This is a genomic window from Bacillus sp. AFS077874 (genome assembly GCF_002566505.1).
GTDB lineage: Bacteria > Bacillota > Bacilli > Bacillales > Bacillaceae_G > Gottfriedia.
The window spans coordinates 183571-200356 of sequence record NZ_NUYF01000006.1; the positions used below are offsets into that span (position 1 = coordinate 183571).

Genomic DNA, 16786 nt, shown 5'->3' on the forward strand with positions numbered 1-16786 from the left:
CATTTGACAATCAACTAGATCGTACTGAAAGGATCAATAAAATTAATGAGCTAATTCAAATATTTAATTAAACGATAGAAAACTTCTATTGGAAATTACGTTGACTAAATATTCTGTCAGTGATAAAGTTTATAACAATTAATTCCTAGTTAACCAATAAGAAATATTGGTTTTAAGAGATGAGGAGGGAAATCATTGAAGGAAATCGTCATTATTTCAGCTAGTTCGTCACCAAACTCAAGATTGAATGGCATACTCCAATTTGTAAAAGAAAAATGGACCAAAGAAGGTGTTAAAGTATGCCAAGTAAATATTGGGGATTTACAAGCGGAAGCTTTAATTAAGAGCGATTTTAATAATGAAGAAATTAAAGAAGCCCTTAATAAAATTGAGAATTCAATCGGGGTTGTTATTGCTGGACCTGTCTATAAGGCCTCATATTCAGGTTTATTAAAAATATTTTTAGACTTAATTCCCCAGAATGGTTTGAAAAATAAAGTTGTGCTTCCTATCTTCATCGGTGGTACAATTGCCCATTTACTTAGTTTAGATTATGCATTAAAACCAGTCCTCTCTGTTCTTGGGGGAAATCAATTTGTTTCTAGTGTTTATGCAATTGATGATTGGGTAATAAGAGATTATCAAAATCATTTTTTATTATCTAATGAATTAACAGAAAGACTAAATAAAGCAACTGAAGAATTATCAGAAGAATTAATTTGGCTAGCAGTAAGACCCTAAAAAAATTATCAGAAATGAGGAATTGAGAATGAAAAAGTTTGTGATTACACTTGTATCCTTGGCAGTCGTTGTTTTAATCATTACATTTGCTTTAAAAAATAAAGATAAAGAGGCAGCAACAGCTACTGGTTCAAAAGTTCAAAGAATTGTTGTAGGTACTGGTACACAATTTCCAAATGTGTGCTTTATCGATAAAAATGGAAATCTAACTGGTTTTGATGTTGAACTTGTAAAAGAAGTTGATAAAAGATTACCAGAATACAAGTTTGATTTAAAAACATATGAATTTTCAAGCTTATTGTTAAGTCTAGAAACTAAGAAAATAGATTTTGTTGCACACGAAATTGAAAAAAATCCAGAGAGGGAAGAGAAGTATTTATTTAACAAAGAAGCTTATGCGCATTGGAAAAATAAAATCGTTGTTGCAAAAGGTAATAATTCAATTCAATCAATTGATGACTTAAAAGGCAAAAAGGTATTAACAACAGCTACAAGTGCAGAAGCACAAATTCTTGAAAATTATAATAAAGAGCATAATAACGCAATTAAAATTGTTTATCAAAATGGTGGAGCAAATGACACTGTACAACAAATTACGTCAGGGCGTGTAGATGCTACAGTCTCTGCAGATTTTACCTTATCTTTGATTGATCCAAAAGGCGAATTGAAAGCAGTAGGGCCAGCTTTAACCGAGGCTGATGTATTATTTGCCTTTAGAAAAAATGATACAAAAGATCAAAAATTAGCAGATGCAATTGACGAAGCACTATTAAAAATAAAAGCTGACGGAACACTTGCTAACTTAAGCAAAAAGTGGTTAGGTGCTGATTTTACAGAAAATTAAAGCTAAAACCAAAAGGGTGAGAAAGAATGGGTGCTGATTTTAAAGCTGGATTGATCTTTGAATATTTTATTAAATTACTACCTTTTATAAAGATTTCGTTAATCATTGTAGGGAGTTCTATTTTAGTAGGGTTGGGTGTTGGTCTACTTGTAGCCTTACCTAGAATGTATAAGGTACCAATTTTTCAAAGAATCTCGCAAATATATGTTTCATTTTTTAGGGGAACTCCTATTTTAATTCAATTATTTTTAATTTATTATGGCGTACCTGAGCTATTAAAACTAGTAGAAGTAGATGTTAGTAGAATTGATGTTTTATATTTTGTCATTTTAACATACGGATTACACAGTGCAGCTTTTATTTCAGAAGGTATTCGTGCATCAGTTAGTGCTGTAGATAGAGGGCAAATTGAAGCAGCTTATTCTGTTGGAATGGACGGATATCAGGCTTTTAAGAGAATCATAGCACCACAAGCATTCGCAATATGGATCCCTATTTTAGGAAACTTATTAATAGGAACACTAAAAGATACATCATTAGCATTTACTCTTGGGGTAATGGAGTTAACAGGGCAATCACAAACATTAGGTTTACTAAATCGTCATTTTATTGAATCCTATCTTGCCCTTGCTCTCGTTTATTTTATTTTAAGTGTCTTTCTTGAAAAAGGATTTATCTTATTAGAAAACCGATTTGGAAAATATGAAAGAACAAGTGTTGAAAAGAAAGAAAAAACTTTTAAAATCCGTAACTTATTTGGAAAAATGAATCGTGATGTCGTTGTTGTGAAAGAAGGTACGAGATTATGAAACTAGATTTCTCATTTATTTGGGAGGCATTTATACAAATACTACCTGCAATTCCAACTACACTTTTCATAACTTTTTTGTCAGTCCTTATTGGATTTGTAATAGGAACTTTTACGGCTATTGTTCGTATTTATAAGGTTCCAATATTGAGTCAGGCAGCATCTAGTTACGTTACGATTATTCGAGGAACGCCGATGATTACACACTTGTTAATTATTTATTATTCAATCTCAATGCTATTAGATTCACTTGCTAAACATTATCATTTATCTTTTAATTCATCATCAATTCCTATGACGGCTTTTGCAATTATTTCCTTTTCTATTACAGCAGGTGCGTATTTATCTGAAGTGGTTAGAGCTGGAATTACAAATATCGATCGAGGACAAATTGAAGCTGCTTATTCAGTTGGTATGACAACAACACAAGCACTAAGAAGAATTGTATTTCCACAAGCCTTCGCTGTAAGTTTACCAAATTTATCAAATACATTTATTGGAATGCTGCATGGATCAACTTTGGCATTTATTGTTTCTGTTGTAGATATAAATGCAAAGGCACAAATTGTTGCTTCTACAAATTGGAAGTTTTTTGAGGCATATATTGCAGCCGCACTAATTTTCTGGGGAATTACATTAGTTATTGAAAGAATGACAAGTGTATTAGAGAAGAGATTTAGCGTCTTTAGTCGAGGGGGAGTGAAATGATTACTTTAACGAATGTAACAAAGTCCTTTGGAAAAAATCATGTGTTAAAAGGTATAGATTTAACAGTTAATAAAGGAGAAGTCGTCGCAATTCTAGGTCCTAGTGGATCAGGAAAAACAACTTTACTTCGTTGTATAAATTATTTAGAGAAACCAAATAAAGGGAAAATTACAATAGACGATTTTAAAGTAGATTTTAGTCAAACTTCAAAAACTGAAATTCTTTCATTGCGCCAGAAAACTGCTATGGTATTCCAACAATTTAATTTATTTAAAAATAAAACAGTAGTTGAAAATGTAATGGAAGGATTAATAGTAGCTAAAAAATGGTCTAAGGAAGCAGCATACAAAAAAAGCGCTGAATTACTTGAGAAAGTAGGCTTAGGAAACAAGTTAGATTCTTACCCTCTACAGTTATCCGGCGGACAGCAACAAAGAGTAGGAATTGCTCGGGCCCTTGCTTTAAATCCAGAGGTCATTTTATTCGACGAACCAACCTCTGCTTTAGACCCTGAATTAGTAGGTGAAGTACTAGCGATTATACGAAAAATAGCAAAAGAAGGAATTACAATGATTATCGTCACACATGAAATGGCATTTGCTAGGGATGTTGCTAATCATGTTGTGTTTATGGACGGCGGCATAATTGTTGAAGAAGGGAATCCCAAGGCTATCTTTCAATCACCTAAAGAAGAAAGAACAATTCAGTTTTTAAAACGATTTTCAGAGGAAGACATGTACTATATTTAAAAAAATGGAGGAAAGAATATGGGACTTAAATATGGATTCTTAGATCAAAGTATTATTTTTCCTGGTCAAACTGCAAATGAAGTACTTATAAACACTATAAATCTAGCAAAAGAAGCTGAAAGATTAGGATTTAACCGATTTTGGGTATCAGAGCATCACAATTCACAAGGAATTGCTGGATCATCTCCAGAAGTGCTTGTTTCACATATTCTTGCTAAAACTGAACGAATTGCTGTTGGTTCAGGTGGGGTAATGCTACAGCATTATAGCCCGTATAAAGTAGCAGAAAACTTTAATGTATTAGCTAATTTGTCACCAAATAGAGTAGAGCTTGGCATAGGAAGAGCACCGGGCGGATTTCCAAAATCTAGCCAAGAGCTCCAAAAAAACTTGAAAGAACCTCAATCTCTTGAAGAGAAAATTGATGAACTAGAAAATTTTTTATATCAGGGTGCTTCAGAAGTAAGTTCGTTTGATTCTTTACAAGCTTCTCCATTACCACAGATTAGAGTTCCGCTATTTTTATTAGGAACAAGTGTATCAAGTGCAAAATTTGCAGCTAAAAAGGGCTATCCATATGCATTTGCATTATTCATAAATAATGACCCAGTGGCAGCAAAGGAAGCGATCGAGGCTTATAATAATTCCTTTAATCAACAAAGTGGTCGAAAACCAAAGTTTATTTTAGCCTTGTCTACGATTGTGACTGAAACGGAAGAGGAAGCACTAAAATTATCAGATCAATTACAAACTGTGCGAGTTACATTAGGGAATGGGCAAATTATAAATGTCGGCACGCTTGAGCAAGCAGAGATTTACGCTAAACAAGCTGGCCAAACTTATACTACAGAAGTTCGAGAGGCAGACGTTCTTAAGGGAACAAAAGAAACTTTTCAAAAAAGAGTTTTTGAATATCAAAAAGAATACGGTATTGATGAATTTATTTTCACATCATTAATTCCAGATTTTGAACGAAGAGTTCGTTCGCTGCAATTAATGAAAGAGGCTTTTACAGAAATAACAGTTTGACTTAACAGTTTAGGAGTTGAAAACCATGCAATTTGAGATATCTGATGCGCTACTTGAAAAGCTAATTCAAATAAGAAGGAGTTTACATGCAATACCAGAGTTAGCGTTTGAAGAATATGAAACAACAGCCACACTTGTTCAACTTTTAACAGAGTATAACATACGGATCCTTTCTTTACCGTTAAAAACTGGTCTTGTTGCAGAAATCGGTGATGACCGAAAAGGTCCTACAATCGCAATTAGGGCGGACATTGATGCACTTCCAATTCAGGAGGAAACAGGATTACCTTTTTCATCAAAAAATCCAAATAAGATGCACGCTTGTGGACATGATTTTCATACAGTTACAATCTTGGGTACAGCCATTTTATTGAAGGAAATTGAAAGTGAACTGCCGGGAAAAGTACAGATTCTATTTCAACCTGCTGAAGAAATTGGAAAAGGTGCATTAGAAATTATTAAAACAAATGTATTAAAGGATACAAAGGTGATTATTGGTATGCATAATAAACCTGATTTAACAGTTGGAACGATTGGAATAAAATCAGGTCCTTTAATGGCAGCTGCCGACGGATTTACTGTTGAAATAAATGGGAAATCTAGCCATGCAGCGGTACCGGAAGCAGGGCTAGATTCAATCCTTACTGCATCACATATTATTACGTCCCTTCAATCGATTGTGAGCCGTAATATTAGTCCACTTGAAAATGCAGTTGTAAGTGTAACAAAATTCCATAGTGGGAAAGCATCAAATGTGATCGCAGACAAAGCGGTTTTTAGTGGGACAGTTCGTACCTTTAAGATGGAAGTCAGACAGAACATTCAAAATCGATTAAATGAAATTAGTAAGTCTGTTGGTGATGCTTTTAGAACGGATGTTCATACAATTTGGAATCCTGGTCCACCCCCTGTTGTTAATGATGAAAAATTAGCACGAATTGCAATAGATGTAGCAACTGAACAAGGCTTACATGTAATTGAGCCGTCTGTATCTGCAGCAAGTGAAGATTTTTCCTATTATTTAGAAGAGATTCCAGGTTTATTCGTATTTTTTGGAACTTCAGGAAAATATGAGTGGCATCATCCTAAATTTGATCTTGATGAGAATGCAATACCGCTAAGTATTAAATTTTTTACAGATTTTTCGATCACGATACTGAATGAACTTTCAAAAAGTGTAGTCAAAATATAGGAGGAAATAGATGAGTACTTTATCAATTGAATTAAGTGAATTTAATCAACTTTATGACTTACTATCGGAAAAAACTTTCAATCTTCCAAAAGAGAAACTGCATTGGAAGAAAAATGAAAGATCGTGGAGTATTGTAGAAGTGTTAACTCATTTATTAGATCATGCATTTGTAGTGAACTTTCGACTAAGGGAGGTTTTAGCTGGATCAAGTGTTCAATTACCTGCTTTTGATCAAGATAAATGGATTGAAGGGCAATATGCAAACGATGGAAATATTGCAGACGTACTGGAAACATATCGTGTTATTTTATATTACAATAGTCAATTGCTTAAAAGACTAACAAGTGATGATTGGAAGAAGAGGGGAATAAACCCTCAAAATGCAATCGTTACAGTTGAAGACATAATTAAATCTTTTATTTCACATGTTCATCTTCATTTAAAACAAATACAACGTATTTTGTATGAATACAGCTTAGTTTAATTAGAGGAGGTAGGCTATGTCTTCAAATCGTTTAATTATTAGAGAGTCCCAACCAAATGAAATAGATAAAATAAAAAAAGTGTTAATCGATGCGTATGAACAATATGCTGCTATTCTTTCAAAAGAACAATGGGAAAACTATAAAAATAGTATTATTGATGCAACTGATAACAGCCACACTAAGACAAAGCTTGTTGCGATTGTCGATAATGTTCTATTAGGTGCATGTTTTATCTATGACTCTGCTGAAAAAGCATATGGACTGCCTGAGTTAGAGATTAATTATCCTATTATTCGCTTAATAGGTGTTTCCCCTAAAGCAAGAGGATTAGGGATTGCGACAGAATTAATTAAAGCAAGCTGCAATCTTTCATTAGAGTGGGGAACGGACCGAATTGTTCTTCATACATCAGATATGATGAAATCTGCTATTAGTTTATATGAAAAAATTGGGTTTCAACGAGCTAAACAATATGAGTTTATGAATGGAGATATACTTGTAAAAAGCTATGAACTAAATATTAAAGATACTGCAATTTTATTAAATTAATGGAGGGGAAAAAAATGACAGAAAGAAAAAAACTAAAGCTTGGAGCACTAGTTCATGGAGTAGGAGGCAGTATGTCTGGCTGGCGTCATCCAGAGGTTCAAACGGACGCAAGTGTAAATTTTTCCTATTACCAAGAGCAAGTGAAATTAGCTGAGAACGGAAAATTTGATTTAGTTTTTATTGCAGATGGATTATATATAACAGAAAAGTCGATACCACATTTTTTAAATCGCTTTGAACCAATTACCATCTTATCGGCATTAGCAGGAGTAACAAAGAATATAGGCCTAGTTGGTACGCTCTCAACTACTTATAGTGAACCATTTACTGTAGCGAGACAATTCATGTCAATTGATCACATAAGTAATGGGCGTGCAGGATGGAATTTAGTTACTTCTCCACTTGAAGGCTCTGCTAAAAACTATAGTAAAAATGGTCACCCTTCACATGATGATCGATATAAAATTGCAGAAGAACACTTAGAAATAACTAGAGGTCTATGGGATTCTTGGGAAGATGACGCGTTTGTTCGAGATAAAGAATCAGGTGTATTTTTTGATCCGAAAAAGCTACACAGATTAAATTATGAAGGGAAGTATTTTCAAGTAGAAGGTCCTCTTAATATCGGACGCTCTAAACAAGGTCAACCAGTAGTGTTTCAAGCTGGATCTTCAGAGAGCGGTAAGGAATTAGCTGCTAAAGCAGCTGACGCAGTGTTTACTGGTCATGATAATATAGAAGAAGCTAAGCAATTTTATAAAGATGTAAAGGATCGGGCAGTAGCATACGGCAGATCAAAAGATGATATCGTTATTTTCCCTGGCATTGCTCCGATAGTTGGGCAAACTGAAGAGGAGGCAGAGCAAAAATATTTAGATCTTGTTAATTTAACAAATATTGAAAATGCATTGGATTATTTAGGTCGTTTCTTTGAGCATCATGACTTTTCACAATATCCTTTAGATGAACCTTTTCCGGATATTGGTGATTTAGGGAAAAATAGTTTTAGAAGTAATACAGATAAAATAAAGAAAGATGCGAAAGAAAAAGGTTTAACACTTAGACAGGTAGCATTACAAGCTGCTACTCCTAGAAGTGCATTTATTGGCACTGCGGAAAAAATAGCTAATCTAATTCAAGAGTGGTATGAACAGGAAGCAGCTGACGGTTTAATGGTATATTCTGCAATTCCAAGTGCATTAAAGGATTTTACGGAACAAGTCATACCATTATTACAGGAACGAGGAATCTATCGTACAGAATATGAATCGTCTACTTTGAGAGGAAACTTAGGATTACAAATTCCTCAAAATCGTTATATTACTAATCTAGTTAAAAACTAATCTTAAAATTTATCGAAAACCATCTTAGACAGGTGGTTTTTTTTATGATTTTTATTCTAAAAAAGTCAAAATTAATTAGTTGTTAAGTAAAAATTAAGGTTTCTATTACATAATTCAATTAATTGAATTTAAGGAGTGGAATCAAGATGGAAGATTTGGAATCAAATTTAGTAGAAAAAAATCAAAAAACGAATTTGAAGAATCGTTCAACTATGGGTGCGTTTTCGCCTAAAGTCATTTCTATTTTATTAGTTATCAATTTAGTAATTGGCATTTTTACGTTAATTGGAGTTGGCTATTTAAGTTATAAAAATAATAATCGAACAGAAATGATGAGAAACTTCCGAAATGGAGGAGGCTTCCCACAAAATGGTGGCGGTGGTTATTTCAATCAACAACCAGGCGATTCATCAGGTAGCAGCAATTAAAGGAAAACCACGGTTGTCGCACATATTAGGATTATAAAAACTTTCAAGTTACAATCGGTAAACATGAACAAGAAACAGATACAATTACAATTTTAATCGAATATTCGTACTTAGCTCATTTGGTGGTATGATAAGTGTAACAAAACTGTATTCAATTAAAGTTATTGCATTCAATTTACCTGTATTTTCTCTATTAATTTGGGTGATTTTTTAGGGTATTCCCTGTAGAACTTCAAATATGAGACCAAATCAAGCAGTACGGTTTGAATAAATAAAGGGGAGCGTTGTTATATGATGAACGCTTCTTTTTAGTCTAATGGAGGCAAAAAAAGTGAGAATTTTAGTTGTAGAAGATCATATAGAAGTTTTAAATTCAATTGTTGAATTATTATCAAATGATTTTAAAGTAGATAAGGCATTAGAAGGGGAAGAAGGCTTTTTCATGGCGATGCAAAACATATATGATGTAATTGTGTTAGATGTAATGTTGCCTGAGAAAAATGGTTTTGAAATTGTTAAGGACTTGAGAAAAGTAGGGGTACATACACCAGTTCTTTTCCTAACTGCCAAAGATTCACTAGAAGATCGCGTTGAAGGATTAAACTTAGGAGCGGACGATTATTTAGTAAAACCATTTCAAGGGCCGGAGTTACTAGCAAGAATCTATGCATTACTTAGAAGAAGTGGTAAATTGACAATTGATAGTTCATTGAAGTATCAAGGAATCATTTTAAAAGGAAAAGAGCATCCTGTTGAAATAAATAATGAATCGATTCATTTAACCATCAAACAATATGAGCTACTAGAATACTTCATTCAAAACCAAGGCAAGATTTTAATGAAAGAACAAATTTTTGATAGGATTTGGGGATTTGATTCTGATACGACTGTTGCGATCGTTGAAGTATACGTACATCAACTCCGAAAAAAACTTGAGCCATTTAATTATGGTAGTATGATTAAGACTGTCAGAGGAATCGGATATATTATGAAAGATGACTAGGTGAAGAGATGTTTAAGAAAACAAAAATTCGATTAACGATTATAAATTCAGTAGTATTTATCTTAATAATTGGAATCCTTTCTTTAATTATTTATTCATATACAAATAATCGTTTATATAAAGAAGTTGATCAATCACTTTTATGGAATATTAATCGCATACAAAATAGTGATAATCCAAATCGTTTACCAATTTCCAATCGAGATCCACGTGTTTTAATGATCATGTGGGATGAAAATAAAAAATTAGTAAATCCCATGCCGGGTATGAATGCGATTATTCTACAAGATGAACTTAAATATCCTACAAAAATAAACGAATTATATAATGATAAAATCGGTGATATGAATTATCGAACGATCTCAATTCAAGGTGAGACGAATCGAGGGAAAATTACTTTACAAATATTACGTAATATCGACTCTGAAAAGGATTTAGTTGATACATTATTAATCATATTAATCGTTGGTTGGGTTTTAGGAAGTGCATTATCAGTTGTAGCTGGTTATATTTTGGCTGGACGTGCACTCGTACCAATAACAAACGCATGGCAAAAACAGCAAGAGTTTGTATCAGATGCTTCTCATGAAATTCGAACTCCTTTAACCGTAATTCAATCACGTTTGGAGTTATTACTTAGAGAGCCAGGCGCAACAATCGAAGAAAAGGCACAAGACTTTTCAATTATGTTAAAAGAGAATAGGCGTCTATCCAAACTAGTAGCAAGCTTATTAACCTTAGCTAGATCAGATTCAGGGCAAATTCAATTAAATAAAAAAATATTCTCCTTAAATGAATTGTTAGAAGAAGTTGTTTCACACTTCACTGAAATCATTTCTTTTCAAAGTAAAGAAATATTTTTGTCTATTAAAGATACGTATTTTTATTTTGGTGATCAAGAAAGAATTCACCAATTACTTGTGATTTTAATCGATAATGCAATGAAATTTACAAACGAAAATGATACGATTCAAATTAGCTGTATTCAAGTGAAAAATAATTTTCTAATTAAGGTTATAGATAGTGGAGTGGGAATAAAAGAAGAAAACCTTCCTCGAATATTTGACCGTTTCTTCCAAGAAGATGTCTCACGTACATCCAAAAATGGAATTGGACTTGGATTATCAATTGCAAAATGGATTGTTGAAGAACATGGTGGGAAAATCAAAGTTCAAAGTAAAATAGGAGAAGGCACTAGTTTTGAAGTATCTTTACCAATTATGTCCTCTTCAAAAAACAGCTAAATTCCAAGAAAACGTAGTTACTTAACAAAGTAATTTAGCGATATCCCCAAGAAAATAAAGTATATTTCCGACATTATTTCCTAAGAAATAACGATAAACTACAATAAATATTAAATAAAGCCAGCTGCGGAAGGTTATTAGGAAAGTGAGAAAATCTACTGAATTAAGTAGGTTTTTTTTATTGGGAGAAAAAGTGGAGGATATACAATACAGTACTTTTGGAAAGAAAGGAATCATTAATTGTTAAATAGAATATGTATTTAAGTGAATATGTGTATAATTTTAAAGTTTTTTATATAATCAAGTGAGAGGTATACTTAGTAAATCTTGATTTTACAAATATTTTTTAATTCGAAACTCTAGGACCTTTCTACATGCAGATGTAATTGTAGCGGTCCTTTTTCATTTTAGATTGATTTCTTTTTGTGTCGCTTTTTAAGACAACTAGAAAATTTGTTGAAGTGAGGTTTTACAATGGAAGAACAATTTTCAAGTTTAAATAGGAAAAGGATTAAGAAAACATTAGCTGAAAAAGAGTTCGATTTATTAGTAATTGGTGGTGGAATAACAGGATGTGGTATTGCACTTGATGCAACTACTAGAGGGATGAGTACGGCCCTAGTTGAGATGCAGGATTTTGCATCGGGTACATCTAGTCGTTCTACTAAGCTAGTTCATGGTGGTTTACGATATTTAAAACAGTATGAATTTAAAATGGTAGCTGAAGTTGGTAAAGAACGTGCAATTGTTTACGAAAATGGTCCACATGTGACTACACCTGAAAGGATGCTACTTCCCATATATAAGGGTGGAACTTTTGGTAAGTTTACTACTTCTATTGGCCTTAGATTATATGACTACTTAGCTGGTGTAAAAAAAGATGAGCGAAAGAAAATGTTAAATCGAAAAGAAACGATAGAAAAGGAGCCATTAGTTAAAAGGGAGGGGCTTAAAGCTGGGGGATATTACGTTGAATATCGAACCGATGATGCTCGCCTTACAATCGAAGTTATAAAAAAAGCAGTTGAACACGGAGCACATGCAATCAATTATGTAGAAGTGACTGATTTCATCTATGAAAATAATAGAATAGTAGGAGTCAAAGCAATTGATTTGATAACGAAAGTACCTTTTACAATTCGGGCAAAGAGGATTGTTAACGCAACCGGACCATGGGTTGACCAGCTGAGGGGAATGGATCGATTAGAAAGTGATAAAAATCTTAGACTAACAAAAGGGGTTCATTTAGTAATTGATCATAAGAAATTTCCTTTAAATCAGTCTGTCTATTTTGATACGGTGGACGGTCGGATGGTCTTTGCAATTCCAAGAGATGGAAAGACTTATGTTGGTACAACAGATACATTTTTTAATCTAGATACCTCTAATCCAAAAGTAAGTAATGAAGATCGGGAATATATATTAAATTGTGTTCAGTATATGTTTCCAACAATAAAGCTGGAAGATACTGACGTTGAATCAAGTTGGGCTGGCATTCGTCCTTTAATTTTTGAAGAAGGTAAGGATCCTTCTGAAATCTCAAGAAAGGATGAGATTTGGGAATCATCTTCTGGTTTAATTTCTATTGCTGGGGGAAAGTTAACAGGCTATCGGAAAATGGCGGAGACAATTGTAGACCTTATTTCAAAAGATAATGAAAATAGATTTAAAGTATGTCAGACTAAAACTTTACCAATATCCGGTGGCGATGTTGGGGGCTCAAAAGGTTTTAATTATTTTAAAAAACGATTTTCATCTGCTGGTATAGCAATTGGATTAAGTGAATCGGAATATAAAAGATTAAGTAAAATATATGGATCGAATATCGAACATTTAATGAATATATCATTTAGTGAATTGAAAAATGATTCTAATTTTCCACTATCATTATTTTTACAACTAGAATATGGAATTCAAAATGAAATGGTTGTAAAGCCAGTCGACTTTTTTATAAGGAGAACTGGATTTTTATATTTTCAAATTGATCTAGTTAATAAGTATAAAGACGAAGTGATTCGTTATATGGCGAATAGATTAAATTGGAATAAGTACCAAGTTTTAGAATATCGTTTGGAATTGGAAGAGCAAATAAAAAATGCAGTTTCTTCATCTGATGAATGATATTTAAAAATAGGTTCCGAAATTAAGAAGACCCAGACTGTTTGAAAGCGAGAATTCGTCAACAGCCTGGGTATTTTTTATTATCTTGAAACAAATTTATTTTCCGTAATCCAAAATCTCCATGGATAGTCCCTCGCTTCACCGGTATTTTCAATACCGATTCTAGGTCCACTACTAATATGTTCTGGTTTAATTCCTTCTTTGATGTAAACGGGAGGGAGCCAAATCGGTTTTCCATAAGATTCCATCGTAATATTCAATGCTTTTGTAAGCTTACCTGGTCCATTCGTTAAATTAGAAATGGGTTGATTTTTTCGAAATTCGATCATTTTTTCAATCCCGTCCACAGGTTCTAGTGCTCTAATTAATACTGCTTGTGGTTTGCCGATTTCTTCACAGACTATATTAATTAAAGTATGAGTATGCATTTGATAAGTATAAATGTAACCTGCCTCATGAAACATGATTTCCGTTCGTTTCGTCCGTCGGTTTTGAAAACTATGTGCAGCGCGATCCTCTGGTCCCATATATGCTTCGGTCTCTACTATTATTCCGGAAAGTTCCATTTCATCAGTATTATGAACTAGTATTTTGCCTAATAGCTCCTTTGCTACTTGTATAGATGGTTTTAAAAAGAAATCTTGTTTTATTGTCGAATTCATAAAAAACTCCTCGAAAATTGTTTGATAAAAAGAGAAAATGTATTTTCTTGTCATGCTAATAGGAATATTTACCTATTCATATTATTAAAAACCTATTAAAATTAGATTAAATATATTAATTGAATTATTAGAAATTATTCATAATTACTCATTGTACAATCCCCTTCAAGCTTGTACTATTTACTTATTGTTAGAAGATTCTGAAAAGGGGTGTAGAAATATGGCAAGACCATCTTACTGGAAGGTATTATCGAGTGTCTCACTTGCTACAGCATTAAGTATGTCCATTTTTTCAACTGGAGTTACTTCAAAAGCAGCAATTCCTACTGAAAGTGAAAGCAAGCAATTAGTAGAAAGTCCTTATTTAGATTTAAACGTAGTGGATGAAGAAAGATTAGAAAAAGCTTTAAGAGACAGAGGCGTGATCAAAGAATCAGATAGCGCTGAAGTAGCTAAAGAAAAAGTACAAGCATACATAAAAGAAAAACAAGGTGCATATAAAGAGAAAGTTAATGCACAATCAGATTCAAAAATTGCTGATAAACAAAGAGAAACATTAGAAAAACGTAAAGCTCAACTTTTATCACAATTAAATAAAGGTCATGAGAACTATAAAAAAGGCAAACCAACTGGTGTAGTAAAAGTTGATTCTGCAAAACAAGCTGGCTATAACGGCGGAGTACGTGAAGATAAAGTGTTAGTCATTTTAACTGAATTTGCTGATTTCAAACATAACAATATTGATAAACAAGAAGGGTACATGTACACTGACGATTTCAGCAAAAAACATTACCAAGATATGCTTTTTGGTGATAAAGAGTTTACTTTAAACGATGGTTCTAAAATAAAAACGTTTAAACAATTTTATGAAGAACAATCTGGTGGAAGTTATACTGTAAAAGGTACAGTAACAGACTGGTTAACAGTTTCTGGGAATGCAGCTGAATATGGTGATGACAGCCCATCTGGTGGACATGATAATCTTGCACCAAAAGGTCCACGTGATCTTGTTAAGGAATCACTACGAGCTGCAATCAATTCAGGTATTAATTTAGCTGATTTTGATGATTTAGATATTTATGACCTTGATGGTGATGGCAATATTAATGAGCCTGATGGATTAGTCGATCACTTAATGGTTCTTCATGCTGGAACTGGTCAAGAAGCTGGTGGCGGTAAATTAGGAGATAAAGCGATCTGGTCACATCGTTGGACTTTAAATGGAGTAACTACTTTCTCAGGAACAAAATCAAAATCTACAAATTGGAACGGATTGATGGCTGCATATGATTACACAATTGAGCCAGAAGATGGAGCAGTTGGTGTATTCGCTCACGAATTCGGTCATGATTTAGGATTACCAGATGAGTACGATACCGGGTACACTGGAAATGGTGAACCAGTTGCTTCTTGGTCAATCATGAGTGGTGGTAGTTGGAACGGTGCAATCGCTGGTACAACACCTACAAGTTTCTCACCACAAAACAAGGAGTACTTCCAAAAAACTTATGGTGGAAACTGGGCTAATATGACAGAAGTAGACTATAAGGATATTGATGAAAAAGGTATTGCTGCTATTATCGATCAAAGTGTTACGAAATCAAACAATCCAGCGATCGTAAAAGTTAACTTACCTAAAAAAGAAGTAAAAAGTAAAATCCAACCTCAATTTGGCGCAAAATACTACTATAGTACAAAAGGCGACGACATTCACACTAAAATGACTTCACCAGTATTTAATTTAACAACAGCTACAAATGCAAGCTTCGCTGTAAAAGCAAACTATGAAGTTGAAACTGATTATGATTATGTATATGTAAATGTTTTAGATGCAGCAGGTACTAAACTTGCAACAATTGATACGATTGGTGATGAAAATACTGCAGGTGGACGTGAAACATCTAAAGGAATTTGGGTAGATAAAGTTTATGACTTATCTGCATTCAATGGAAAAAACGTAAAAGTTCAATTTGAATACGTAACTGATGGTGGACTAGCTCCTGAAGGATTTGCTTTCGACGAAGCAAAATTAACTGTTGACGGTGCAGTTAAATTTACTGATGGTGCTGAAGGAACTCCAGCATTTACTTTAGACAAAGCAACTGTTTCAAATGGTACTGATTTTAAAGATCACTTCTACTACTTAGAGTGGAGAAACTATGCTGGCTCTGATAAAGCATTAGAATATGCTCGTGGAGTTAAGTATAATACTGGTTTAGTAGTTTGGTATGGAGATGATAGCTACACTGATAACTGGACAGGTGTTCACCCTGGTGAAGGTTTCTTAGGTGTTGTTGATGCTCATCCAGAAGCGATCGTTGGTACATTAAATGGTAAACCATCTGTATCACAAAGTACACGTTACCAAGTAGCTGACGCTGCTTTCAGTTACGACAAGTCACCTGAATTCTACTTTAATTCACCATCTCGTGGGATCTTTGATTATGATGGACTACCTGGTGTAACGGAATTCGATGATTCACATAGTTACCAAAATACTTTAATTCCTGATGCAGGAAGAAAAGTACCTAACTACGGATTAAAATTCCAAGTAATTGGAGAAGCAAAAGATAATTCAGCTGGTGCTGTTTGGATTCATAAATAAGTAAGAAAAAGAATACGAGTCTGATATTATATCAGACTTGTATTCTTTTTTGTTTTTAGACTGCCTTAAAAATGAGTTTGTCAATTAGTGTCTTGGTTAATTTCCACTATCGCTTGTTATGAGTATGATCTTTTTGTCTTCTTGCTTTTTTAGATACTCATGAACCTGTTATGAGTAAGGTATTTTAGAGTTCCAGCGTATCTAGTTCCTCATGAACCTGTTATGAGGAAGTTATTTTCAAAATTCAGCGTATCAAGTTCCTCATGAACCCGTTA

Annotated in this window: 16 protein-coding genes; 15 read left to right on the forward strand and 1 reads right to left on the reverse strand. The window is 33.5% G+C overall.

Going from position 1 to position 16786, the window contains the following annotated elements; genetic code table 11:
• Nucleotides 1-195 precede the first annotated feature (195 nt).
• The 14 genes from ssuE to COJ46_RS05840 all read left to right on the forward strand — a co-directional run bounded on the left by ssuE (nt 196) and on the right by COJ46_RS05840 (nt 13244).
• The gene (ssuE, locus tag COJ46_RS05775; protein ID WP_097976607.1) at nt 196-741 is read left to right on the forward strand and encodes an NADPH-dependent FMN reductase; all 546 of its coding nucleotides are present in this window, start codon (nt 196-198) and stop codon (nt 739-741) included.
• 28 nt (nt 742-769) lie between these two features.
• Complete coding sequence (locus tag COJ46_RS05780) at nt 770-1585, forward strand: transporter substrate-binding domain-containing protein (RefSeq protein ID WP_025569206.1); 816 nt, start codon at nt 770-772, stop codon at nt 1583-1585.
• Nucleotides 1586-1611: 26 nt separating this feature from the next.
• Nucleotides 1612-2394 (forward strand): amino acid ABC transporter permease, encoded by a 783-nt coding sequence (locus tag COJ46_RS05785; RefSeq protein WP_097976606.1) that lies wholly within the window; start codon nt 1612-1614, stop codon nt 2392-2394.
• A complete protein-coding gene (locus COJ46_RS05790; protein WP_097976604.1) occupies nt 2391-3101 on the forward strand; it encodes an amino acid ABC transporter permease in 711 nt (236 codons plus the stop codon). Before COJ46_RS05785 ends, COJ46_RS05790 begins: the two co-directional genes overlap by 4 nt.
• Nucleotides 3098-3850: an amino acid ABC transporter ATP-binding protein gene (locus tag COJ46_RS05795; protein WP_097976602.1), complete on the forward strand. Its 753-nt coding sequence runs from the start codon at nt 3098-3100 to the stop codon at nt 3848-3850. Before COJ46_RS05790 ends, COJ46_RS05795 begins: the two co-directional genes overlap by 4 nt.
• 18 nt (nt 3851-3868) lie before the next feature.
• On the forward strand, nt 3869-4879 hold the full coding sequence (locus COJ46_RS05800; protein WP_097976600.1) for an LLM class flavin-dependent oxidoreductase: 1011 nt from the start codon (nt 3869-3871) through the stop codon (nt 4877-4879).
• Nucleotides 4880-4904: 25 nt separating this feature from the next.
• On the forward strand, nt 4905-6071 hold the full coding sequence (locus COJ46_RS05805; protein WP_097976599.1) for an amidohydrolase: 1167 nt from the start codon (nt 4905-4907) through the stop codon (nt 6069-6071).
• A gap of 10 nt (nt 6072-6081) precedes the next feature.
• Nucleotides 6082-6555 (forward strand): DinB family protein, encoded by a 474-nt coding sequence (locus COJ46_RS05810; protein WP_097976597.1) that lies wholly within the window; start codon nt 6082-6084, stop codon nt 6553-6555.
• Nucleotides 6556-6571: 16 nt separating this feature from the next.
• On the forward strand, nt 6572-7105 hold the full coding sequence (locus COJ46_RS05815) for a GNAT family N-acetyltransferase (protein ID WP_097976595.1): 534 nt from the start codon (nt 6572-6574) through the stop codon (nt 7103-7105).
• Between the two features lie 14 nt (nt 7106-7119).
• The gene (locus COJ46_RS05820; protein WP_098565743.1) at nt 7120-8448 is read left to right on the forward strand and encodes an LLM class flavin-dependent oxidoreductase; all 1329 of its coding nucleotides are present in this window, start codon (nt 7120-7122) and stop codon (nt 8446-8448) included.
• A 146-nt stretch (nt 8449-8594) separates the two neighbouring features.
• Nucleotides 8595-8876: a hypothetical protein gene (locus tag COJ46_RS05825; RefSeq protein ID WP_097976592.1), complete on the forward strand. Its 282-nt coding sequence runs from the start codon at nt 8595-8597 to the stop codon at nt 8874-8876.
• Nucleotides 8877-9207: 331 nt separating this feature from the next.
• Nucleotides 9208-9879 (forward strand): response regulator transcription factor, encoded by a 672-nt coding sequence (locus tag COJ46_RS05830; protein WP_141437794.1) that lies wholly within the window; start codon nt 9208-9210, stop codon nt 9877-9879.
• 8 nt (nt 9880-9887) lie between these two features.
• On the forward strand, nt 9888-11123 hold the full coding sequence (locus COJ46_RS05835; protein ID WP_097976589.1) for a sensor histidine kinase: 1236 nt from the start codon (nt 9888-9890) through the stop codon (nt 11121-11123).
• A 474-nt stretch (nt 11124-11597) separates the two neighbouring features.
• On the forward strand, nt 11598-13244 hold the full coding sequence (locus COJ46_RS05840) for a glycerol-3-phosphate dehydrogenase/oxidase (protein ID WP_097976587.1): 1647 nt from the start codon (nt 11598-11600) through the stop codon (nt 13242-13244).
• An 80-nt stretch (nt 13245-13324) separates the two neighbouring features.
• Here COJ46_RS05840 and COJ46_RS05845 read toward each other — a convergent pair whose 3' ends face one another.
• The gene (locus COJ46_RS05845) at nt 13325-13906 is read right to left on the reverse strand and encodes a DNA-3-methyladenine glycosylase (protein WP_097976585.1); all 582 of its coding nucleotides are present in this window, start codon (nt 13904-13906) and stop codon (nt 13325-13327) included.
• Nucleotides 13907-14126: 220 nt separating this feature from the next.
• Between COJ46_RS05845 and COJ46_RS05850 the strand changes: the two genes are divergently transcribed.
• Entirely contained in the window at nt 14127-16511 is a 2385-nt protein-coding gene (locus COJ46_RS05850; RefSeq protein WP_097976583.1) for an immune inhibitor A domain-containing protein, read from the forward strand.
• The last annotated feature ends 275 nt before the right edge of the window (nt 16512-16786 follow it).

Bases quoted from the DNA above. Each gene is read 5' to 3' on its own strand.
- COJ46_RS05780 (WP_025569206.1), top strand. From the start codon at position 770: ATGAAAAAGTTTGTGATTACACTTGTATCCTTGGCAGTCGTTGTTTTA.
- COJ46_RS05785 (WP_097976606.1), top strand. From the start codon at position 1,612: ATGGGTGCTGATTTTAAAGCTGGATTGATCTTTGAATATTTTATTAAA.
- COJ46_RS05790 (WP_097976604.1), top strand. From the start codon at position 2,391: ATGAAACTAGATTTCTCATTTATTTGGGAGGCATTTATACAAATACTA.
- COJ46_RS05795 (WP_097976602.1), top strand. From the start codon at position 3,098: ATGATTACTTTAACGAATGTAACAAAGTCCTTTGGAAAAAATCATGTG.
- COJ46_RS05800 (WP_097976600.1), top strand. From the start codon at position 3,869: ATGGGACTTAAATATGGATTCTTAGATCAAAGTATTATTTTTCCTGGT.
- COJ46_RS05805 (WP_097976599.1), top strand. From the start codon at position 4,905: ATGCAATTTGAGATATCTGATGCGCTACTTGAAAAGCTAATTCAAATA.
- COJ46_RS05810 (WP_097976597.1), top strand. From the start codon at position 6,082: ATGAGTACTTTATCAATTGAATTAAGTGAATTTAATCAACTTTATGAC.
- COJ46_RS05815 (WP_097976595.1), top strand. From the start codon at position 6,572: ATGTCTTCAAATCGTTTAATTATTAGAGAGTCCCAACCAAATGAAATA.
- COJ46_RS05820 (WP_098565743.1), top strand. From the start codon at position 7,120: ATGACAGAAAGAAAAAAACTAAAGCTTGGAGCACTAGTTCATGGAGTA.
- COJ46_RS05825 (WP_097976592.1), top strand. From the start codon at position 8,595: ATGGAAGATTTGGAATCAAATTTAGTAGAAAAAAATCAAAAAACGAAT.
- COJ46_RS05835 (WP_097976589.1), top strand. From the start codon at position 9,888: ATGTTTAAGAAAACAAAAATTCGATTAACGATTATAAATTCAGTAGTA.
- COJ46_RS05840 (WP_097976587.1), top strand. From the start codon at position 11,598: ATGGAAGAACAATTTTCAAGTTTAAATAGGAAAAGGATTAAGAAAACA.
- COJ46_RS05845 (WP_097976585.1), bottom strand. From the start codon at position 13,906: ATGAATTCGACAATAAAACAAGATTTCTTTTTAAAACCATCTATACAA.
- COJ46_RS05850 (WP_097976583.1), top strand. From the start codon at position 14,127: ATGGCAAGACCATCTTACTGGAAGGTATTATCGAGTGTCTCACTTGCT.